General features: G+C 63.4%; 17 protein-coding genes and 1 other RNA gene. 9 read left to right on the top strand and 9 right to left on the bottom strand.

Annotated elements, in window-relative coordinates; all coding sequences use genetic code 11:
* Nucleotides 1-235 precede the first annotated feature (235 nt).
* The gene (locus ACILSQ_RS11180) at nucleotides 236-469 is read left to right on the top strand and encodes an SWIB/MDM2 domain-containing protein (protein WP_395743708.1); all 234 of its coding nucleotides are present in this window, start codon (nucleotides 236-238) and stop codon (nucleotides 467-469) included.
* Nucleotides 470-576: 107 nt separating this feature from the next.
* Here ACILSQ_RS11180 and ACILSQ_RS11175 read toward each other — a convergent pair whose 3' ends face one another.
* Entirely contained in the window at nucleotides 577-873 is a 297-nt protein-coding gene (locus ACILSQ_RS11175; protein WP_395743707.1) for a Dabb family protein, read from the bottom strand.
* Between the two features lie 36 nt (nucleotides 874-909).
* Nucleotides 910-2,838, bottom strand: a complete 1,929-nt coding sequence (locus ACILSQ_RS11170) for a sulfatase (RefSeq protein WP_395743706.1) — start codon at nucleotides 2,836-2,838, stop codon at nucleotides 910-912.
* An 85-nt stretch (nucleotides 2,839-2,923) separates the two neighbouring features.
* Here ACILSQ_RS11170 and ACILSQ_RS11165 point away from each other — a divergent pair, with 85 nt between their 5' ends.
* On the top strand, nucleotides 2,924-4,294 hold the full coding sequence (locus ACILSQ_RS11165; RefSeq protein WP_395743705.1) for an NCS2 family permease: 1,371 nt from the start codon (nucleotides 2,924-2,926) through the stop codon (nucleotides 4,292-4,294).
* Between the two features lie 2 nt (nucleotides 4,295-4,296).
* Nucleotides 4,297-4,530, top strand: coding sequence for a hypothetical protein (locus ACILSQ_RS11160; RefSeq protein ID WP_395743704.1), 234 nt, complete (start codon nucleotides 4,297-4,299; stop codon nucleotides 4,528-4,530).
* 101 nt (nucleotides 4,531-4,631) lie between these two features.
* Here ACILSQ_RS11160 and ACILSQ_RS11155 read toward each other — a convergent pair whose 3' ends face one another.
* A complete protein-coding gene (locus tag ACILSQ_RS11155) occupies nucleotides 4,632-6,455 on the bottom strand; it encodes an ATP-binding cassette domain-containing protein (RefSeq protein WP_395743703.1) in 1,824 nt (607 codons plus the stop codon).
* A 75-nt stretch (nucleotides 6,456-6,530) separates the two neighbouring features.
* Between ACILSQ_RS11155 and ACILSQ_RS11150 the strand changes: the two genes are divergently transcribed.
* Nucleotides 6,531-8,066, top strand: coding sequence for a hypothetical protein (locus ACILSQ_RS11150; RefSeq protein WP_395743702.1), 1,536 nt, complete (start codon nucleotides 6,531-6,533; stop codon nucleotides 8,064-8,066).
* Between the two features lie 44 nt (nucleotides 8,067-8,110).
* Nucleotides 8,111-8,527, top strand: coding sequence for a phosphoribosyl-AMP cyclohydrolase (gene hisI / locus ACILSQ_RS11145; protein WP_395743701.1), 417 nt, complete (start codon nucleotides 8,111-8,113; stop codon nucleotides 8,525-8,527).
* Nucleotides 8,528-9,650: 1,123 nt separating this feature from the next.
* Here hisI and ACILSQ_RS11140 read toward each other — a convergent pair.
* From ACILSQ_RS11140 to ACILSQ_RS11130, 3 genes are read right to left on the bottom strand one after another with little or no spacing between them, the layout of a single operon-like run.
* Complete coding sequence (locus ACILSQ_RS11140) at nucleotides 9,651-9,851, bottom strand: hypothetical protein (protein ID WP_395743700.1); 201 nt, start codon at nucleotides 9,849-9,851, stop codon at nucleotides 9,651-9,653.
* Nucleotides 9,852-9,885: 34 nt separating this feature from the next.
* Nucleotides 9,886-10,686 (bottom strand): hypothetical protein, encoded by an 801-nt coding sequence (locus ACILSQ_RS11135; protein ID WP_395743699.1) that lies wholly within the window; start codon nucleotides 10,684-10,686, stop codon nucleotides 9,886-9,888.
* Nucleotides 10,687-10,743: 57 nt separating this feature from the next.
* Nucleotides 10,744-11,886: a hypothetical protein gene (locus tag ACILSQ_RS11130; RefSeq protein ID WP_395743698.1), complete on the bottom strand. Its 1,143-nt coding sequence runs from the start codon at nucleotides 11,884-11,886 to the stop codon at nucleotides 10,744-10,746.
* Between the two features lie 135 nt (nucleotides 11,887-12,021).
* Between ACILSQ_RS11130 and ffs the strand changes: the two genes are divergently transcribed.
* Nucleotides 12,022-12,116: signal recognition particle sRNA small type (gene ffs, locus ACILSQ_RS11125), an RNA gene on the top strand.
* Nucleotides 12,117-12,135: 19 nt separating this feature from the next.
* On the opposite strand, the gene ACILSQ_RS11120 is transcribed toward ffs, so the two are convergent.
* Both ACILSQ_RS11120 and ACILSQ_RS11115 read right to left on the bottom strand, forming a co-directional pair.
* Nucleotides 12,136-13,431: a hypothetical protein gene (locus tag ACILSQ_RS11120; RefSeq protein WP_395743697.1), complete on the bottom strand. Its 1,296-nt coding sequence runs from the start codon at nucleotides 13,429-13,431 to the stop codon at nucleotides 12,136-12,138.
* The gene (locus ACILSQ_RS11115; protein WP_395743696.1) at nucleotides 13,431-13,691 is read right to left on the bottom strand and encodes a phosphopantetheine-binding protein; all 261 of its coding nucleotides are present in this window, start codon (nucleotides 13,689-13,691) and stop codon (nucleotides 13,431-13,433) included. The genes ACILSQ_RS11120 and ACILSQ_RS11115 overlap by 1 nt, the downstream gene beginning before the upstream one ends.
* 112 nt (nucleotides 13,692-13,803) lie before the next feature.
* Here ACILSQ_RS11115 and trpC point away from each other — a divergent pair, with 112 nt between their 5' ends.
* The gene (gene trpC, locus ACILSQ_RS11110) at nucleotides 13,804-14,607 is read left to right on the top strand and encodes an indole-3-glycerol phosphate synthase TrpC (protein ID WP_395743695.1); all 804 of its coding nucleotides are present in this window, start codon (nucleotides 13,804-13,806) and stop codon (nucleotides 14,605-14,607) included.
* A 75-nt stretch (nucleotides 14,608-14,682) separates the two neighbouring features.
* On the opposite strand, the gene ACILSQ_RS11105 is transcribed toward trpC, so the two are convergent.
* Nucleotides 14,683-15,585 (bottom strand): LysR substrate-binding domain-containing protein, encoded by a 903-nt coding sequence (locus ACILSQ_RS11105; protein ID WP_395743694.1) that lies wholly within the window; start codon nucleotides 15,583-15,585, stop codon nucleotides 14,683-14,685.
* Between the two features lie 94 nt (nucleotides 15,586-15,679).
* Here ACILSQ_RS11105 and ACILSQ_RS11100 point away from each other — a divergent pair, with 94 nt between their 5' ends.
* Together ACILSQ_RS11100 and ACILSQ_RS11095 are read left to right on the top strand one after the other, a co-directional pair.
* A complete protein-coding gene (locus ACILSQ_RS11100) occupies nucleotides 15,680-17,113 on the top strand; it encodes a DUF1501 domain-containing protein (protein ID WP_395743693.1) in 1,434 nt (477 codons plus the stop codon).
* Nucleotides 17,114-17,498: 385 nt separating this feature from the next.
* Nucleotides 17,499-19,844 carry a PQQ-binding-like beta-propeller repeat protein gene (locus ACILSQ_RS11095; RefSeq protein ID WP_395743692.1) on the top strand — a complete coding sequence of 782 codons (2,346 nt, stop codon included), beginning with the start codon at nucleotides 17,499-17,501 and terminating at the stop codon, nucleotides 19,842-19,844.
* Nucleotides 19,845-19,973 lie beyond the last annotated feature (129 nt).

The following is a 19,973-nucleotide window of genomic DNA, read 5'->3' as shown; positions in this document are numbered from 1 at the left end:
AAGCACGGCCCCAAAGCATCTTTGCGCCTGCATCTGCGCAGGGAATGAGAGGCTGTACGCAGGGAAACAACCTCAAATATTGATTAAATTTGCGTTGACGCTCTGCGGGACGCTCTCATAACCTGCTCTTACGGCAACAGCCGCCAACAACACTATGGCCAAGAAAGCAACCAAAGCAAAACCAGCAGCCAAGAAGGCTGCCAAAGCAGCAAAACGGAAACCCAATCCTGCTCTTATGAAGCCGGTGCAGCCTGACGCGGTCCTCGGTGCCGTCGTTGGGACCAAGCCTGCTCCTCGTGGTCAGATCACGAAGAAGCTGTGGGACTACATCAAGAAGAACGGTCTCCAGGACGCGAAGAACAAGCGCAACATCAATGCCGATGACGCATTGAAGGCGGTGTTCGGCGGCAAGAAGACGGTGACGATGTTTGAGATGACCAAGCTGGTCTCCAAGCACATCAGCGCCTGATTCCCTCCTGCATTCCTCACGCCGCGCCCGGTTCCATCCAGGCGCGGCGCTTTTTTTTGCCGCGTGGCGTGGATGTCCCTGCCACCCAGCGCGCGGCTCGTCCGGCCTCACGGCGCGTGCGCCACGTAGTCCAGCTCCATGAACTCCTCCACCTCCGGAATCCAGCGCTCCTTCACAAACGCCGTGTGCTCCGGATGTTCGCTGTAAAACGCATACGCCGCCTCGTCTGCAAACTCCATCGACAGACCGAAGGTGAACGGGTTCTTCCTGCTCGTCTGCCGCAGACACTCAAACTTCCGCACGCCTTCGATTTTCGCGAGTTCGCACGCAGCGCGCAGAAAATCCTGCTCCATGGCTGAACCGGAAGGATGCTTGAGACGGAAGGCGACGGTGTGGCGGATCATGGCGAAAGTATGAAGGCGGGGCAGGGGAGGTGGAAGTCAAAAATCCCAGCGCTGCGCTTTCCCGTTCGCCGGGGCCAGCTCGATGAAGTCGATCTCAGCATCGGGCAGGTACACCCGCAGCGTGCCCAGCGGCCCCTTCTCGCCCAGGTCGATCTTCAGCTCCTGCCAGCCGCCCGCCTTGACCTCAAAGGGCGCGGAGTGGACCACGCTGGGATCTCCCGCCGTGTTTGGCAGCGAGTCGATCTTGCCCGCGCCGCCTGTTTGACTGCGCACGCGCAGTTTCACCGTCGCGGGTCCGGTCATCTTCGCCGTGCCATGTCCCAGAAAGGCGCCGCCGGGTTTGCCGCTGCTCTTCATCGTCAGAATGCCTTCGCTGATGGTGGCCTTGCAGCCGCGCTCCTTCCAGGCTTGCAGCGGATCAGCCTTGGCTTGCGCGGGCACTTTGGCAGCCACCGGCTTGTAGGCAGGATTCGGCCGTGGATAAGTCGCGCCCGTGTCCTTGAGGAAACCGTCGATGAGCGCATCGAGCTCCTTCACCTTGTCCGGCATGGTTGCCGCCAGGTCGTGCGCCTCGCCGAGGTCTTCGCGCAGATTGTAGAGCTCGTGGGTGCTGGGATTGCCAAACCAGCGCAGCAGCTTGAAGTCTCCGCTGCGCACCCACACGCCGCCCGCACGGTTCGCGCCCGCGTGCGGGTGGTAGTTGAAGTAGGCCTCGCGCTTCAGTGCGCCCTCGCCCTTCAGCACCTGCGCATAGCTCACGCCGTCAAACTTTTGCTGCTCCGGCTTCGCGATGCCCAGCAGGTCGATCACCGTCGGATAGATGTCGATCGGCCCCACCACGGCCTCGCTGGTGCTCGCAGGCTGGATCCTGCCCGCCCAGGCCCACATCATGGGCACGCGCGTGCCGCCTTCATACAGCGTGCCTTTGCCCTCGCGCAACGGCGTGTTCATCGTCGGCGGCTGGTCGCCGGCCCACTTGCGCCAGCCGGCCAGGAAGGCGGACTTGTTCTTCTCCGCTGCTTCGGTTTTTCCCGTGCCCGGCACATTGCTGTGCGTGTTGCCGCCGTTGTCCGAGGTGAAAATGATGATGGTGTTGTCGGCGATGCCCTGCTGCTCCAGCTCCGCCAGGATGCGGCCGAAGCATTCGTCCACGCTCTTCAGCATCGAGCCCATGATCGGATTTCCCTGCCGTCCGCTCGGGTCTTTCTTTGCCGCAAAGTACTTCGTGTACTCCTCCTTGTGCCCCCACGGGCCATGCACGCCATAGCACCACAGGTTCAGGAAGAAGGGCCCGCCCTTGCTCGCCTGGATGAACTTCACCGCCTCAGCCGCCTGGCGGTCCACGATGTACTCGCCCTGCGGCCCGTCCGTGATGGTGCCCACCCGGGTCTTCGCCGTCGGCCTGCCATCCGGCACCACGCCATAGGGTGAGAAATACTCTCCCGGCGGCCCCGGGTCCGGATGGCAGTGAAACGCCACATCAAAGCCCTGCTGCTCCGGCCAGTAGGGCTGCGTGAGGCCCAGGTGCCATTTGCCGATGTGCGCCGTGCGGTAGCCCGCGCCTTTCAAAGTCTCCGCCAGTGTGATCTGCGAGGGCTCCAGGTAGTTCTTGCTCTCCGGCAGCAGCATGGGGTCCTTTGCCGGCGCGGTTTCCGGCAGAAACACATGCCCCGGCGGCTGCGGCGGCTGGTGGCCGCTCGCCGTGGTGATGCCATGCCGCGCCGTGTACTGCCCGCTCAGAATGCTTCCGCGGGTGGGCGAGCACAGCGGCTGCGCATACGCGTTCGTGAAGCGCATCGCCCGCGTGGCGAACTTGTCGATGTTCGGCGTCTCATAGTACTTCGAGCCGTACACGCCGCTGTCCATCCATCCCATGTCATCGGTGAGGAACAGCACCACATTGGGCTTCGCCCACAAGGACGACTGAAGGGCGAGACAGGAGAAAACCAGCAGCAGAGATTTCATGGTCCGCTGTCAACGAAGGCGCCCTGCGCGGAATTGCGGATTAAAATTTGCGGCTCCCCGCTTCCACGCTCCTCTGCGCCGCAGCATGAATGACTTCTTCAAGCTGCGTGAGCATGGCTCCTCGGTCCGCACCGAAATCATCGGCGGCGTCACCACCTTCATCACCATGGCCTACATCATGGTCGTGAATCCCGCCATTCTCTCCTTCGCCGGCATCCCGGCCGGGCCCGGCACCGTGGCCACCATTCTCACCGCCGTGGTCGGCTGCCTGCTCATGGCGCTGATTGCGAACCGTCCCATCGCCGTTGCGCCTTACATGGGGGAAAACGCCTTCATCGCCTTTGGCCTCGCCGCGCTGGGCATCGGCTGGGAGCAGCGCCTTGGCGCTGTGTTTGTCAGCGGCGTCCTGTTTCTGCTCATCACTGTCCTCGGCGTCCGCGGCTGGCTCGCCAATTCAGTGCCTGTGAGTTTGAAGCACAGCTTTGCCGTCGGCATCGGCCTCTTCCTTGCCTTCATCGGCCTGTATGAAACCGGCATCGTCACCAGCTTTGTTTCCGGCATGCCCGCCCAGGCCCTGCAGGCAGATGCGCAGGGTCTCGTCATGGCTCCCGCCGTCCCGGTCAAAATCGGCAGTTTGCACGATCCCCAGGTGCTCCTCGCCATCGGCGGCTTTCTGCTCATGACCCTGCTCATGATCCGCAAAGTCCCTGCCGCGCTGCTCATCGGCATCGTGGCCACGGCGCTGGCGGGTGGGGCGCTCGGTTTCGGCCACATGCCAAAGGCTGTGACGGCCATGCCCTTCACGGGCGCGTACGATTTGAGCCGCATCGCCTTCAAGCTGGACATCCCCAGTGTGCTGCAGCTCACCTTCCTCCCGGTGCTCCTCACGCTCTTTCTGATGAGCTTTCTCGACACCCTCGGCACGCTCACCGGCCTCGGCGCCGCTGCGAATCTGCTAGATGAAAAAGGCAGCTTTCCCCAGGTGCAGAAGCCCATGCTTGTCGATGCGCTCACCTGCATGTTCAGCGGGCTGGTGGGCACCTCCACCAGCGGCGCCTACATTGAATCCGCCACCGGCATCAGCGCGGGCGCGCGCACCGGCATGGCCGCGCTCGTCACCGCCGTGCTCTTTGCCCTCTCGCTCTTTTTCATCCCTTTGATCGAGCCCCTGCAGCAGCTCCGCTTTGCCTATGGCCCGGCCTTGATCGCCGTGGGTGTGCTGATGACGGGTTCCGTGCGCCGCATTGACTTCGAGGATCTCACGGAATGGGTGCCCGCCTTCGTCACCATTGTGATGATGCTCTTCACCTACAACATCGCCAACGGCCTCACCGCCGGGCTCGTGGTGCATCCGTTGCTGAAGCTCGCCTCCGGCCGCGCGCGTGAATTGAACGCCGGCACGATCGTGCTCGCCTTGCTCTGCGCGGCTTATTATCTTTTCGGCCTGCCTCACTAGCCATGGTCTCTCCCGCGCTTTTTCTCAGCCTCGTCACGGTCGCCGCTTTTCTTTACAGCCATGTGCTCATGCGGCTGGCGCTGCGCCCCTGGGAGCGGGTGCATGATGAGCACTGGACTGAGCGCGCGCGCTGGCTCTGGCAGGCCCGCAAGTCGCGCGCTGCCATTGCCCTCAGCGTGATCATCCTGTCGGCCCTCACCGCCAGCGAATTCAACAAGCTGGGGACCATGTTCTGATGAGACTCGGGAGTCTTTTCCAGCTCAGCCGTAAAGCCACCTCGCCGATCTGGAAAACGACTGTCAACAATCGTCAACCACCGTAAACATCCATCAACTTTTCAAGAGTCCCACTGGCTGCGCTGCACCCCGATGAAGGACATGCCCAGCCCCACCAGCACATGCACAAAGAGCACAAAGCCGGCGATGGCGGGACTGATGAGATCGGTGGACGTCACCTCCTTCACGGCGTCATAAAAGGCCGTGCTGCGCATGCTGCTCAGGCTGCCGCTCCAGCTCCAGAAGGCCACGATCAGCGGCTGCACCCAGTTCTCCAGCCAGTCTGGCAGCGTCAGCACCGCGCCTGACAGGGGCAGTTGGAAGCCCACGAGATAGATGCACAAAATCGTCGCCTTCTCCGGCGTCTTGCTCATCGCCGAGATGCCCAGGCACACGCTCGTCATCGCCGCGGAGGCCAGGACGAGCAGCACCAGTTTTGTCACCAGGTCTCCCGGCAGGCCTCCCACCACCATGTCCACAAAGCACCCCATCCATAAGCTTTGGGCCAGCACAAAGATGCCCAGGAAGATCACCTTGCTGCCGATGTAGGCAAAGGGGTGCAGCCCGCCGAGTTTTTCCCGCTCCAGGATCAACCGCTCGGAGGCCACCTCACGCGCCGCGTTGTTGCTGGCCATCAGCGTCACCAGCACCACCTGCAGCATGATCAGCCCGGACACCAGCCCGCCTGCCTTGAGCTGCTCCTTCTGAAACTTCTCCACCTGGATGAACTCCTGCCTCACGTTTTCATCCTGATGCGCCGAGAGCGCCTTCAGCGGCTTGATACCATCCAGCGCGAAGATCACCACCAGCAGCGGAAAACCCAGCAGCATGGCCAGGTGCAGCCACACCTGCGCCTTGTCCCGGCGGAAGATCGTCCACCGCCGCCGCAGCAGCTCAAACAACTGCGTGATCATGGACGGCGTTTCCACCGGCGGCAGGTCCAGGTGCTCCGGCTGCGCCTGGGCCTCCTCGGGCTTCGCCACCGCGCGGTTCTCGCGCACCGTGGTCTTGGAGGGTCCGCTGCTCTTCTTTTTCTCCTCCTCATCTTCCGGCAGCACCCGTTCGCCATCAAATCCATGGCGCTGGTAGTACGTCTCGCGGTATTTCTCCCACGACTCATGCCAGTCCCCGGCCTTTCGTTCGGTGAGCTTCAGGTACACCTCCTCGGGGTGCTCCACGGCAAAGTAGTGCATCATCGACTTCGGCGGCCCGTGGTAGGTGAGCACCCCCTGGTACATCACCATCACGCTGTCATACGCGTCCAGGCTTGCCAGGCTGTGCGTCACGTTGATCACCACCCGCTTTGGGTGGCCGCGGGAGAGCACGCGCAGCAGATTCGTGATCTCCGTCTCGGACTTCGGGTCCAGGCCGCTCGTCACTTCGTCACACAGCAGCAGGCAGGGGTCCGTGACCAGCTCCAGCGCCAGGCCCAGCCGCCGCTTCTGCCCGCCGGAGAGCACCTTCACCTGCCGGTCGGAAAGATGCGTCAAACCGGTCACTTCCAGGATGTGGTCCAGCGCCGGGATGAAATCCTCCGTCTGCGCCAGTTGCGTGCGCAGCACCATCGCGCTGGCGATGCTTTCCTCCACCGTGAGCAGGTCGTACGCCACGCTGAACTGCGGCACATACCCCAGGTCTCCGGGGTGCAGGTCCTCCTCATTGCTCAGGTCCCGCCCGTCCCACATCAGCTCGCCGGAGGTCTCCTGCTGGATGCCCGTGATCACCTTCAGCAGCGTCGTCTTGCCGCAGCCGGAGGGCCCCACGATGGCCACCAGATGCGCAGGCGGCACGTTGAAGGTCACTTCCCGCAGCAGATGGAGCGTGCTGTTCTTTTCCGAGTCCGGCGGACCATCGACTTCAAGACAAACGTTGAGCGCTTTGAGCATACAGGTTAAATAACTCCCTGACACTAGGCCCGAGTGTAACGCTCTGGCGATTAAAAAATTTAAACCACCGCCAAAATGCAACGCCGCAGCAGACCGGGAAAGCGCCCTGCCACCTCCTCCTCTTTTCGCTGGCTCTGGTGGCTGGCGGGATTGTTTGTCGCCGGCATCGCGCTGCTCATCTTTCTCGCCCCGTCCCTGGTCACCGGTTACATCCGCTCCTACGTGCAGACCGATGACTTCCGTCAGAAGGCCGAGGCGCTCATCGCCGCCCGCACCGGCGGCACGGCCCGTCTTGCCCCCCTCCTTTGGAACGATGACACCGCGACGGTGGCCGATCTCTCGGTCTCCAATGCGGACTGGAGTGTGGATGCCGGCGGCCTGCGCGCCGCTCTCGACTTCGGCGCCATCCGCCAGGGGAAATGGAGCATCCAGAATGCCGGCACGGACGACCTCTCCCTCCGCCACGCCGCCGCCGCTCCCGCGAGCGATCCGCCCGCGCCCAATCCCGCCAGGTTCGACGAAAGCAGCGATGGCATCCCCTCCTTCCTGCGCCGCTTCATTCCCAGCGAAACCGTCATCAGCGGCTTCGAGGTGCATCGCTTCCTTTTTGAGCACGGCGGCTGGCAGATCTCAGACACCCAGCTCCACCTCGGAAACTGGCAGACCGGGGATGTGTCCCTCTCCGCCAGATTGAACGGCGGCAGGTTGAAAACTCCCATCAATGCTCCGGAGCAAAAGCAGCCCCTCCAGTTTGACCTCGCCAAGGCCACCCTGCGCATCGGCGACAGCCAGTGCCAGGTCAGTGACGCCACCCTGCGCTGGAAGCAGGAATCCGAGGCCACGCTGCGCGGCTCCTTGAAGTATGAGACCGGCGCATGGCAGATCTTCACCCACGTCAAAGCTCTTCCGCTGGATGAATTCCTCAATGCATGGTGGAAGCAGCGCCTCTCCGGAAAGGTCGAGGGCGATTTCGAGATGGCCGGCTCCCGCACTTCCCCCCCCGCCTGGAAGGCCGATGTCTCACTGAAAGGCGGCGAGATCAACGGGCTGCCCATTCTCGACAAGCTCGTCACCTACACCAACACCCACCGTTTCAAGCGCCTCGTGCTCGACATCTGCAGCGCCTCCCTCCGGCCTCAGGGCGACACCCTCCGCATCGAAAACATCATCGTCCAGTCCAATGGCCTCCTGCGCATCGAAGGGGCGCTCACCATTCGCGGCCGCGATCTCGAGGGCGACTTCCTCCTTGGCGTCACTCCTGAAACCCTGGCCAGCATCCCCGGCGCCGGCAACCGCGTCTTCGTGGAAAACAATCCCGCCGCTCCTCCCGGCCTGCAGTGGACGCGCGTCCACGTCGTCGGCACGCTGGATGCCCCGCAGGAAGATCTCAGCAGCCGCCTCATTGGCGCGGCGGGCATGTCCCTCCTGCTCGACACTCCCGGCGCTGTCGTCAACCAGGGCGCCGAGACATTGCTCAAACCAGTGCTCGGAGACGAAGCCGCCAAAGTGCCAGGAAAGATCATCAATGGCGCCAGCGGCATTCTTGAAAATGGCGTGAACACCGGCGCCGGCCTCATCAACAAGGTGCTGCCCGTCTTTCCAGGAAAATGACGTGGTTGCGCGGCCGGGATGTGCCGCTAGCATGTGCTCCGCCCATGTCCGCCTCCCCGCCCATCTCCTTCGCCCCCCGTGAGTCGAAGCACGCCATCGAAGAAGGCATGCTCTTCGCCCCGAAGTTCGATGAGCACGGCCTCATTCCCGCGATGGCCATGGACGCGGAGACCGGCGCTCCCCTCATGCTCGCCTACATGAACGAGCAGTCCCTCAAGATGACCCTTGAGCTCGGCCAGGCCGTTTACTGGAGCCGCAGCCGCAACCAGCTCTGGCACAAGGGCGCCACCAGCGGCGAGTTCCAGGAAATCATCGACATCCGCACCGACTGCGACCAGGATGCCCTCGTCCTGCGTGTGAAACAGCACGGCGGCGGCTGCTGCCACACCAAGCGCCCCACCTGCTTCTACCGCGTCGTCAAATCCGCCGATGGCGAGGCGCTGCTGGAGCCGGTGTCCTAAGTTTGGAAACCCGGCAATGACCGCTGCGCATTCAGGCCGTGGAGCGCGGGCCTCCGGGACCTCTGATCCCGCAGCAGGTCGCAGACACCAAAAGGAATCCTGCCATGATCCGTTGAAGACGGGTCTGTTTCCGGTGTCACGCCTCAGCACTCACGACTGCATCACGGCGCATATTTGGTTCCTGATCGGTTGGCGGTGATATAGCGGTTCGCAAAACTCATTTCCGTTTAGCGGGCTGTTTCTTGATCGCGGATCATGGGCTTCGACGGCGGCTGGCTGAGGACAGCCAGCCCCACCTGCGCCGGGCACTCGCATGCCTGCAGCGAGGTGGGGAGGCTGGTCCTCCAGCCTCCGTCGAACGTCCCCAAGCGCCGCTGACGGGAAATCCGTTTTGGAAGACGCTATACACGTCTTCCGGCAAGACCCACATGTGGAAGCCGGGAGCTGGGAATTTTTAGGAAGGGGGATCGCGATAAGGCGGCAGCCCGCGCTGGGACGAGGATTATAGCGTTTTCCAAAACGATTTCCGGCAAGCGAGTGTCTGGCGACGTTCGACGGCGCTTGGAGGACCAAGCGCCCTACCTGCGCCGGGCATGCGCAGGCCCAGCGCAGGTAGGGCGTGGCTGTCCTCAGCCCGCCGCCGCCGAAGCCCAAGATGACCAAGCAACGACAGCCTCTCTGGCCGGAAATCAGTTTCGCGAATCGCTATACAGGGCCGCACACAGCGCATCCCTACCCGCCCGTCGCGACGCACCAAGGCTGGTAGGGAACCGCTGCGCCGGGTCCGTGATTCCGGGTCTATGGCGGCGCAGGCGCTCAGAAAGGTGCGCCGTCCTTGGGACATGGAAAGGGAAAGACGGGAGCCGTGCCGAGCGCGTGAGGCTCTGCAGACGTGAAAACATAGCTGCATCGGAGCTCCTCAAACGTCACCACTGCGGGCTGCCTCAAAGGCTCCTTTTCAACACGCTGACCACTGCTTCCAGCGGGTGGCAGGCACGTGAACCTCAGGGAGCAGGCCGCAACGGCGTCTCCGCGCTGCGTGAAACCAGATGGAGAAGCTCCCTCTGAGCCACAGCAATCTCTGAGTGGCGTTCAGCCCGCTTAAGCCAGTCGGATGGCTTGCTTAGCGGCTGCCGGGCACCATGCCACCATAGCGGGCATTGCCTTCCCAGGACCGCGGGCGGTTCCAGGGAAGATGGCTGTACTGGCTGCCGTCCGGCCCCACCACTTTCTTGCGCTTCGGCTCATCCGAAGCACAGGAGGAGAGGGAGCATGCAGTCGTGACGGTCAAAAGCAGAAGGCTGATCAGGCGTCGTGTCTTCATGAGAGGGTGTGGGCCCTTCTATGCACCATCCGGATCAGTTCTGCACCAAGTTTTCCAGGATCACGCGGTCTCCCGGCATGATCACCTGGCCGTTCACCACGGCGTCCGGCACGATGGCGGCCATGGAGTTCTTGTTTTCCACGGACATCACGCTGATTTTGCCCACCGTCTGCGCACCACGCGTCACGATCATCTTCGTGTCCTGCGTGAGGCCTGTTGACTTGCCGGCGTCAATGATCACAAAACCCCAGTCGTAGTTCACGGCGATCACGCGTGAAGCCAGGCTGTTGCGCTCGAAATTCTTCCGGCGGTCTTCGATCTTGTGCATCACTTCGTCCAGGCGCTTCTGAATGCCGGCAACCTTCTCCTCCTCGGCGGCCACTTCCTTCTTCTTGGCCTCCGCCTGCCCTTCAAAGTCCAGCTTTTCCTTCTTCAGCTTCTGCATGTCCTCCGCCAGAGATTCCGGCTTCATGCCCTGGGGCAGTTCCTTCAGGAGGGCTTCCAGCTCCATCCTCTTTTTCTCTTTCGCTGCAAACTCCTCCTGAGTGCGGGTCACGTCGCTCTCGGTCTGGGCGAGCTTGGTCTTCTGCGCCTTGAGCTTTTCGCCTTCGATGTCCTGCTCTCCCTGCACGGTTTTGATTTCAGCCACCAGCTTCGGCACGTCCCCCGTGCCCGGACGCAGCAGCACGTCCTCGATCTTCTTCTCGCTCACGATGTCAGCGTTGGTGCGGGCGATCTTGTTGCGGACATCGGCAAACTCACGCCCGTTTTGATAGGCGAAGAAGCTGGCGACAAGAATCACCACGGCACTGAGGATGAAAAGAACTTTGGTCATGAGAGGAAGGGGCTGGAAAAAGAAATCAGGCGGTGAAACGGCTGGCTGGAATCACGATCATTTGGCCGGAGGAGCGGTGCCAAAGGGGTCCGCAGTGCTCGGCGGGGTGGCTCCCCCAGCAGGTGGAGTCGCGCCACCAGCGGGCGGTGTGGCAGGAGGGGTGCCAAACGGATCGGCTCCCATCGCAGGCGTGGTGGCTGCCGGCGGTGTGCCCGCAGGCGCGGCAGGGGCCGGAGCACCAAAGGGGTCGCTGCCCATCGCGGGCGTGGCGGGAGCAGGCGCCGGGGCGGGAGCGCCAAACGGATCAGATCCCATGGCGGCGGGTGCACCAGCGGCCGGAGGAGTTCCGCCCGCAGGCGGTGTGGCTGCACCCCCGGCTACAGGGCCTCCAGGGGCGGGCGTCTTGGGCAGGGCGGCCTTGGCGCTCTGCTCGGCGGCGGCCACCACCAGGTCGCCCTGACGGATGTGCTCGCCTTCCGCGAGGCTGCCCTTCACCAGATCCGCCACGGAGGAGTTTTGCTCCACGTCACGCACCTTGAGCTTGGCCACCACTTCCTTGCCGCGCTTCACTTCCAGGTCGGCATTGGCAAACACGCCGCCGCCATTGCCCTTGTTCAGCACCACAAAGCCCCAGTCGGTGTAGGCATGCGCCACTTTGGCGGTGAAATTGTCATCGACAATGCCGCGGCGGCCGCGGGCTTCACGCTCTTCGGCTTCCTTCGCCGCATTGGTGAGGTTCGTCACTTTTTCCTGCGCGGCGGCCAGATGCTGGTTCTGGTTGGCCAGCGCTGCTTCCGCTTCGGAACGCTCCTTTTTGATCGCTTCGATCTGCGCGATGAGGGCCTTGATGTCGCCCGCCTCGTCGATCTGCTTCTGCGCCTGGTTCACCACCTTGGTGGTCTGTTCCAGGTTCAGCTTCACCGCGGCCAGTTCCTGCTCGGCCGTCTGCACTTTCGCCACGGTCTCCACCTGGGCGGTCTTGGTCGCTTCGAGCTCCTGTTTGGCCATGGCCAGCTGGGTCTCGTGGCTCTTTTTCGCGTCATTCGCTTTGACGATGTGCTCTTTAAGCATGGTCAGGTTCGCCTGGGCCTGGGTTTCACGCTTGCGCTCCTCAGAGAGAAGTTTCTGATTGGACCACGCAAAATAGCAGGCGGTGCCGAGGCAGACGGCGGAGAGTGCAGAGAGAATTTTCCAGACCATACGAGAGCGAATTTGAGATATTAAGGCTCAATTTTTACCGGAAACGCCCGGTTTTCACAACACCAATTTTCGCGCATTTTGCCCGCAGTCTGCAATCCTGCTTGTATCTGGTGATTCTCGCGGCTAGATCACCTGCGTCAGGGGCCGCGGATGTTCAGCTTGCGAACCCCGCCAGGTCCTGACGGAAGCAACGGCAGCCTGCCTGTCCATGTCGCGGTTCCCTGGCACTTTTTCCTGAATTCATGGCGGTCATTCCTCCGCCTCTCCGGCCAGATCAGCCCGGATCCTCTTCTCCACCGCCTGCGCCTCCGCAGTGGACATGCACCCGCCCCGCCACGCCAGGGTCACCGTGATCCGTCCGGCAAAGTCTGAGACAAAAATGCCCAGCCCCGGCGGCGCACTCACGCTGGGGATGGTGAAGATGTTTTCCACCCTCGCGCCGGCCAGCTCCCTGCGGCCCGGCAGGAAGGAGCCGGTATGGGAGTGAAACAGGCTGCAGATCTGCCCCATGTTCGTCATCCGCACCATGGGGATGAAGGTCCTCAGCGGCAGTTGCGCCGCCAGGGTGGTCAGCGCCTCGGAGGCCTGGGCCATCCCCTGCCGGGTGGCCTCCCGGTACTGCTCCAGCAGATGCGCCACCGCCTCCTCCACCGTGCCCAGCGCCCCGGCATTTAGAAACAGCGGCATGGCCCCCATGTGGTTGCCAAAGATCAGGTCCCGGCTCCTCCCCCGCAGTTGGATGGGCAGGTGCAGGTGGATCTCCGGGCTCTCCCATCCGCGCCGCTCATGCAGCAGGCGCAGTCCGCGCGCCGCCACCGCCGCATAAAACGGCATCTGCATGAAGTCCCCGCACAGCCCGCGCAGCCGCGCCTGGGCCTTTGCCGATTCCTCGGCGGAAAGCTCGATCACCCGGTATTCCGGCGCTCCGCCCGTGGGCATCCCCTTCATCCAGGCCGAGAGGCATCCCGCGGCAGTCATCGCATGCAGCCTGTCCGTCAGCGGTTTGGCCCGCCGGTAAACCCGCGCCAGGCTTTCCCGTTTGGGCACGGTGGGGGTGGGCGGGTCCGTCTCGCAGCCTCCCGCCGCCAGCTTTTCCAGCAGCAGGTTGACCCCGCTGCCGTCCAGCAGCGCGTGCCGCCACGTCAGCAGCAGCACATGCCCGCCCTCCTTTCCCCAGGGGAAAACCTCCATCCACAGCGGCGTGGTCAGCGCGCCGCTGCCGCTTTGGCCCTGCAGCCTTTCATGAATCACCTCCGCACCCGGGGGCTGTGCCTGCGCCGGGTGCCAGCGGATCTCCGGTGCGGCGATCGGCCCCCGCGTTTCCCACACCCACTGCCAGCCGCGCCACCGGCGCTTCAGCCGCGCCCCCAGCATCGGGTGCCGCGCATGGATCTCCTCCCAGGCCCGCTTCAGCACCGCGGCATCCGGCCGGCCCTCCAGCCTCACCACCGTCACTCCCCAGTGGGTCCCTTGCCCGTTCCGGCGCATGAAGCACTCGAGCCCCGCGAGAAAAAAATCGACCGAGGTGGCGGGCAGCGTCGGCATCAGGCGGCTAGTCGGCGTTTTTCCCCCAGAAAGCCCGCCAGCGCCCGGGCCGTGGCAAAGCGGTCCCGCGTCATCTCCGCCGGGTTGATCGTCAGCCGGAAGCGCTCCTCAATCTGCAGCAGAAGCTGCATCATCGCCATGGAGTCCAGCCCCATGGAAAACAAATCGGTGTCCGGTGCGAGGGGTTCCTGGGGTTCGAGAATATGTTCGGCGGTGAGCAGTTCGATCACGGCGGCGGGGGTGATGGGCGCTTCGGGCATTCCTTGTAGAAAGAGCCCGCATCCCATAGGACGTCAAGGAGCCCATGCAGGCGTATTTTGCCTTCAGGAGATGGTTGCACATTGCCATCCCGCCGCCACCGTGCGCCCCCCTATGAACAAGCTGGACGAAATCATCGCCCACAAGCACACCGAACTGCAACGCCTGCTGCCCCGCGCTGAAAAGCTCCGCGCCGCCGCCGCCCTGCGCAATGATGTGCGCTCCTTCTATGACGCCCTTCGCGCCGACCCCACCCGCCTGAGCATCATCGCCGAGGTCAAGCGCGCCTCCCCCTCCGCCGGCACCATCGCCGCGGATTTCGATCCCCTCGCCATCGCCCGCGGCTATGAAAAGGCCGGCGCCAGCGCCATCTCCGTCCTCACGGATGAAAAGTACTTCCAGGGCCGCCTCGAATACCTCTCTCTCATTCGCGAGCAGCTCGACATCCCCTGCCTGCGCAAAGACTTCATCATTCACGAGGCGCAGATCTTCGAAGCCGTCGTCGCCGGTGCGGACGCCATCCTCCTCATCGTCGCCGCTCTCGACCAGCCCACCCTCGAGCACCTCCTCGAAGTCGCTCAGACCTTCCAGCTCGATGCGCTGGTGGAAGTCCACAACCTCCCCGAACTCGAGCGCGCCCTCGCCACGGATGCCCGCATCATCGGCGTGAACAACCGCAATCTGAAGTCCTTCACCGTCGATCTCGCCACCACCGAAGATCTCGCCGAGGAAATCCCCGACGACATCGTCCTCGTGGCTGAAAGCGGCATCAAGACCCCGGCCGATGCCGCCCGCCTCGCCGCCGCCGGCGCCGACTCCCTCCTCATCGGCGAGACCCTCATGCGCAGCCAGAACATCCTGGCCGATCTCCCCCTCTTCCGCGCCCCCACCGAACTCGCGCACGAGTTCGGGGAGTAGTTCGTCCTTCGCCCACGCCGCTCCGCGTAACAAGCCCGCGAAGTGGTCCGCACTCTCCGAGTGCGGTTGGTCCGGTCACCCCTTCGCGATCTTCCCCGCCAGCTCCGCGATCAAGCTCGTCAGCGTCGTCAGCTCCTTGCTCGCCTCCTGCTTTGGCAGCACCAGCAGCAGCTCTGTGGTCGGCACCGGCGCCGCCAGCGGCACAAACACACAGCCTCCATGCGGCATCTTGCTCGCATGCTCCGGGATCAGCGCCACACCGCTGATCGTCGTCACCATTCCCAGCATCATCGAGAGCGAATCCACCTCGCTCACGATCTGCGGATCAAACCCCGCCTGCTGGCAGATCGCGCGCAGAAACTCCCGCCGTCCCGGAAAGGAAGCATCTGAAAGCGACACCCAGCGCTCGTCCTTCAGCGCGCTCAGCTTGATCACCTTCTTCTTTGCCAGTGCATGATCTTCTGGCAGCAGCGCCGCCATCTTGTGGCGCGACAGCGTGCGCGTGGTGAAAAACGCGCGGTCATTTTCTGAAATGTTGCCCAGGATCGCCGCATCCAGCTCATGATTGCGCAGGCGGTCCAGTTGCGCGCGCGGCGGCAGCTCAAACAGGCTTACCTGCGCCTTCGGGTGCCGCTGCCGGAACTCCCTCACCGCCGGCACCACCAGGTCATCCAGAAACGGCGCCAGAAAGCCCAGCCGCAGCGTGCGCCTGGCCTTGCCAAACTGCTCGCGCAACTGCTGCGCGCCCGTCTCCGCATCACACACAATCTGCCGCGCCTTAGGCAGAAAAAAGCGCCCCGCATCCGTGAGGTGGATGCGTTTGCGGATGCGGTCAAACAACGCCACCCCCAGCTCCGCCTCCAGCACCGCGATCTGCCGGCTCAGCGCGGGCTGCGTCACATGCAGCCGCTTGGCCGCACTCGAAATGCTCAAATCCTCCGCCGCGGCGATGAAGTAACGTAGCTGGTGAAATTCCACCCCGGATCAGACCACAGTCCGGCAATGTGCGCAAATCGTCCGCGCATCAGCAAGCCGGGCGCATCAATGAACGTACGTGGCTTGCTCTCCTCCCATGGATACTCCCCTCTTTCGTCCTTCGATGGATCGCCGGGCCTTTCTCACGGCCTCGACGCTGGGCCTCGCGTCGCTGCGTTTCGGCCCGGGTGTGAAAGCTTCCACCGGCCCCGGTGCACCTGCGGCGACGCTGGCGAAACCAGCCAAATCCACCGTGCTCTTCTTCCTCTGCGGCGGCGCCTCTCACATCGACATGTGGGACATGAAGCCCGAGGCCCCGCTGGAGTTTCGCGGCGAGTTCAAGCCCATCCGCACCACCGGCGCGGACATCCGCCTCTGCGAGCACCTGCCGCTCCTCGCCAAACAGGCGCACAACTTTGCCCTCGTCCACGGCATTACCGATGGTGGCCAGGCCACCGGCGACCATCACGCCGGTTATTATTACAATCTCACCGGCCATGTGCCGGACATCACCTTCAAACAGCAGGGCAATGACCGCCGCCCCTATCCCGATGACTGGCCCTACATGGGCAGCGTCGTCGGCATGAAGCGCCCGCAGCATCCCACGCTCCCGCAGATCATCTCCCTGCCGCACAAGCCCAGCAAGCTGCCCTTCACCCGCCCCGGCCAGTTCGCCGGTCGCATCGGCATGGAGCACGACCCCTTCTATCTCAACGGCAGCTTCGAGGAGCCGCTGAAATTTAATGCGCCCACCATCTCCATGTCCGGCAGCATGACAGCGGAGCGCATGCAGGACCGCCACGCGCTGCTGAACGCGATGAACCAGGCGCGCCGCGAGCTGGATCACGAGGCCGCGATTCAAAACTACGTGATGCAGCAGGAGCGCGCCTTTCAGCTTCTCTCCTCCAGCAGCGCCACCAACGCCTTCGACATCAAATCCGAATCCGCCAAACTGCGCGAACGCTACGGCAACACCATCAACGGCACCAGCCTCCTCATGGCCCGCCGCCTCGTCGAGGCCGGCGTCCCCTTCGTCACCGTCTTCTGGAAAGAGGACGAAAGCACCGCCAAGCAATGCAAAAGCGCCGGCGGCTGGGACACCCACGGCGACAACTTCAACTGCCTGCGCAAATATCTGCTGCCGCAGTTTGACCAGGCCTTCTCCGCCTTCATGGAGGACATGTCCTCCCGCGGCCTGCTCGATGAAACCCTCGTCCTCGTCACCAGCGAGATGGGCCGCATGCCCAAAGTCGGCGACCGCCGCTCCGGCGGCACCCTCGGCGCCGGCCGCGACCACTGGACCGCCTGCATGAGCGTGCTCATGGCAGGAGCTGGTATCCGCGGCGGCCAGGTCGTCGGCGAGACCGACGCCCGCGCCGAGCTTCCCAAAGACCGCCCCATCCGCCCCGAAGACATCACCAAGACCGTCTACTACGCCATGGGCATCCAGGACCTCGAAGCCAAGGACAAGCTCGGCCGCGCCTACAACCTCCTCGACGAAGGCAAGCCCCTCACCGAACTCTTCGGCTGACCGCCTCCCTGATGCATCGCATGAACGGCACTCGGTCAAAGCAGCCTCGCGCCTCCTCCGCCCCCGTTTTCAGCACCAAAGACGCGGCCTATCGTAGCCCGGGCCTGCGCACGCCACCCCGCCACACGCCCGCGTCTGCCGCACGGCGAGCTGCATACGGTGAACACCCGCTTCAGAAGCACCAAAGGTGCGGCCTATCGCAGCCCAGGGCAAGCGAGCCTCAGCGAGCGCCGCCCTGGGTTCGCCGCCCACACATCCGGAAAGCAAACCCAGCCCTCCGCCACAGTCTCCCGGGTCCCAGCAGCGTCTGCACGCCACCCCGCCACACGCTTGCGCTCAGCGCCCTCTCAACACCCCGCTAACCACCTTTAACCGCTCGCCCTCCATGCATCGCCTCCTCCTTCTCACCGCGCTGTCCCTGTCCCTCTGCGCCACCCTTCACGCCGAGGACTGGCCCCAGTTCCGCGGCACCAATGGCACCGGCATCTCCTCCTCCCAAAATCTGCCGCAGGATTTCTCCGCCGAAAAAAACATCGCCTGGAAGGCGAAGATTGGCGATGGCATCGCCTCGCCCATCGTGAAAAGCGGCAGCGTCTTCACCACCGCCATGCTGGGAGATCAAAAGCTCGCCCTCTTCAGCTTCGACGCCACCACCGGCAGGCAGCTTTGGCGCAGCGATTTCGACACCGGCACCCTCCCGCGCATCACGCCGCCCAACAGCCACGCCTCCTCCACGCCCGCCACCGATGGCGAGCGTATTTACGTTTACTTCAGCACCATCGGACTCCTCGCCTTCGACTTCACCACCGGCAAAGAAGTCTGGCGTCACACCATGCAGCGCCCAGCCTACCTCATGGACTGGGGCGCCGCCTCTTCACCCATTGTTTACAATGGCATGGTCATCTTCTGCCAGGACGACGACCTCGCCCCCTTCGTCGTCGCCGTCGATGCGAAAACCGGCAAAGAAAAATGGAAGACCCCGCGCAAAGACATGCTCGCCGGCTACGCGCTGCCTGTCCTCTGCGAGGCCAATGGCCGCACCGATCTCGTCATCGCCGGCAGCGGCAAATTGAAAGGCTATGATCCTGCCACGGGCAAGGAACTGTGGACCTGCAACACCCTCCTCCGCACCATCATGACCTCCCCCGTCGTGCATGACGGCGTCATCTACATCGCCGTGCAGAGCTACGGCGACTCCACCCGCACTTTGAAGCACGCCCTCCTCGAATGGCTCGACACCAACCAGGACAAAATCCTCTCCCGCGAAGAGACCCCCAAGGAGTTCCACGAGCGCTTCGACGCCTCCGACAAAAACGGCGACAAAGTCATCGGCCCCGAAGAGATCGACACCGCCTTCCAGTCTCCGGACAACATGGCCGCCGGTGGCAACATCATCCAGGCCATCAAAGGCGGCGGCACCGGCGACGTCACCAAAACCCACGTCCTTTGGAACATCGATCCCAAGACGCCCTCAAACCTTTCCTCACCGCTCTTCTCAGGTGGCCGCATCTACGTCGTCAAAAGCGGCGGCATGTCCAGTTGCTACGATGCCAAGGACGGCAAGACACTCTGGGATCGCAGCCGCCTCGGAAACTTCGGCGACTACTTCGCCTCTCCCGTCGCTGCCGATGGCAAAGTGTACATCGCCGCCAAAAACGGCTTCATTGTCGAGCTCGAAGACGCGCCGCAGCTCAAGGTGCTCGGCAAGCATGACATGGGTGAGGAAATCATCGCCACCCCCGCCATCGCCGACGGTCGCCTTTTCGTTCGCACCCGCGAAAGCCTCCTCTGCGTCTCCGCCACCACCTCCGCACTAGCTATCGCAGAGGCAGGGAAGGGGGCCAGCACCTCGGACACCATCGAAATCATCACCGCGCAGCCTCCGCATGGCACACGCCTGTGGAATGGCTACACCGGCAATGCCATGGGCCAGGAATCCTGGACGCAGGAGGAATTGGAGCAGCTTCTCAAGCGCCTCGAAACCCTGAAGTATACCTCCATCGCCATCCCCGCAAAAGTCGCCCCCTTCGCTCCCATCCGTGTCGATGGCGACACCGGCGGCCGCAAAGCTTTCCGCGGTGCCGCCCTTTTCGAAAATCCCGACGTCGCCGCCATCACCGCTCGCTTTCGTGAGCACGCCGACAAGCTCGGCTTTGAAATCATCACCGCGAATCCGGTGCCCGCCTCCGTCCTTCCCAGAAACGATTTCGCCAGCGAAAAGGCCCTGAGCGATTTCGTCACGCCCATGTGCGGCGAAGGCGTCTCCGAGCGAATGTGGCTCGGCTTCCAGGCCATCGACAAAGCCGCCAAACTCATCGCCGAAAACGATCCCTCTCTCGGAGTCCCCGCGCCAGACATGTTCCTGCGTCATCTTCACTCAAAGAAGGCCCTCCCCGACTGGCTCACCGAAGCCAAGACCTTCTACGCCACGGCCATGAACGAAATGTACCGCGCCAACACCCGCGCCCGCGAAGGCTCCCGCAGCTTCACCCTCTACAATGCCAAGCGCCTCGAGTTCACCTTCCACTTCATGTCCGCCATCGAGGCCCTCTACAAATCCCACGACCCCGCCGCTCGCGCCGACTCCCTCGAGGCCGCCATGGAAAGCATCTACAACGCCCTGAACTCCTGGTCAGACGTCGCCCGTGACTCCAGCGACCGCGGCGCCATCGCCCTCCTCAACGAATACGGCTACCGTCCCTTGGTAAAAGTCGTCAAAGGCCGCGAGTGATCGCCAGGGAAGAAGTACGACAGACACTCCTTCTCTGTCGATCAGCGCTCCCAATCTCCCACCTCATACGAACTAGTTCTACACGGTTAAAAAGGGAACCCACTGCCCAGCAAGTCGCTTGTTTGAACC

It is taken from the genome of Prosthecobacter sp. (assembly GCF_044227185.1).
Classification (GTDB): domain Bacteria; phylum Verrucomicrobiota; class Verrucomicrobiia; order Verrucomicrobiales; family Verrucomicrobiaceae; genus Prosthecobacter.
Note: the sequence above shows the minus strand (reverse complement) of the source record. Positions and strands in the feature narration are given on the sequence as shown.

Excerpts from the sequence above, each read along its gene's own strand:
- ACILSQ_RS11180 (WP_395743708.1), top strand. The coding sequence starts at position 236 with ATGAAGCCGGTGCAGCCTGACGCGGTCCTCGGTGCCGTCGTTGGGACC.
- ACILSQ_RS11175 (WP_395743707.1), bottom strand. The coding sequence starts at position 873 with ATGATCCGCCACACCGTCGCCTTCCGTCTCAAGCATCCTTCCGGTTCA.
- ACILSQ_RS11170 (WP_395743706.1), bottom strand. The coding sequence starts at position 2,838 with ATGAAATCTCTGCTGCTGGTTTTCTCCTGTCTCGCCCTTCAGTCGTCC.
- ACILSQ_RS11165 (WP_395743705.1), top strand. The coding sequence starts at position 2,924 with ATGAATGACTTCTTCAAGCTGCGTGAGCATGGCTCCTCGGTCCGCACC.
- ACILSQ_RS11160 (WP_395743704.1), top strand. The coding sequence starts at position 4,297 with ATGGTCTCTCCCGCGCTTTTTCTCAGCCTCGTCACGGTCGCCGCTTTT.
- ACILSQ_RS11155 (WP_395743703.1), bottom strand. The coding sequence starts at position 6,455 with ATGCTCAAAGCGCTCAACGTTTGTCTTGAAGTCGATGGTCCGCCGGAC.
- ACILSQ_RS11150 (WP_395743702.1), top strand. The coding sequence starts at position 6,531 with ATGCAACGCCGCAGCAGACCGGGAAAGCGCCCTGCCACCTCCTCCTCT.
- hisI (WP_395743701.1), top strand. The coding sequence starts at position 8,111 with ATGTCCGCCTCCCCGCCCATCTCCTTCGCCCCCCGTGAGTCGAAGCAC.
- ACILSQ_RS11140 (WP_395743700.1), bottom strand. The coding sequence starts at position 9,851 with ATGAAGACACGACGCCTGATCAGCCTTCTGCTTTTGACCGTCACGACT.
- ACILSQ_RS11135 (WP_395743699.1), bottom strand. The coding sequence starts at position 10,686 with ATGACCAAAGTTCTTTTCATCCTCAGTGCCGTGGTGATTCTTGTCGCC.
- ACILSQ_RS11130 (WP_395743698.1), bottom strand. The coding sequence starts at position 11,886 with ATGGTCTGGAAAATTCTCTCTGCACTCTCCGCCGTCTGCCTCGGCACC.
- ACILSQ_RS11120 (WP_395743697.1), bottom strand. The coding sequence starts at position 13,431 with ATGCCGACGCTGCCCGCCACCTCGGTCGATTTTTTTCTCGCGGGGCTC.
- ACILSQ_RS11115 (WP_395743696.1), bottom strand. The coding sequence starts at position 13,691 with ATGCCCGAAGCGCCCATCACCCCCGCCGCCGTGATCGAACTGCTCACC.
- trpC (WP_395743695.1), top strand. The coding sequence starts at position 13,804 with ATGAACAAGCTGGACGAAATCATCGCCCACAAGCACACCGAACTGCAA.
- ACILSQ_RS11100 (WP_395743693.1), top strand. The coding sequence starts at position 15,680 with ATGGATACTCCCCTCTTTCGTCCTTCGATGGATCGCCGGGCCTTTCTC.
- ACILSQ_RS11095 (WP_395743692.1), top strand. The coding sequence starts at position 17,499 with ATGCATCGCCTCCTCCTTCTCACCGCGCTGTCCCTGTCCCTCTGCGCC.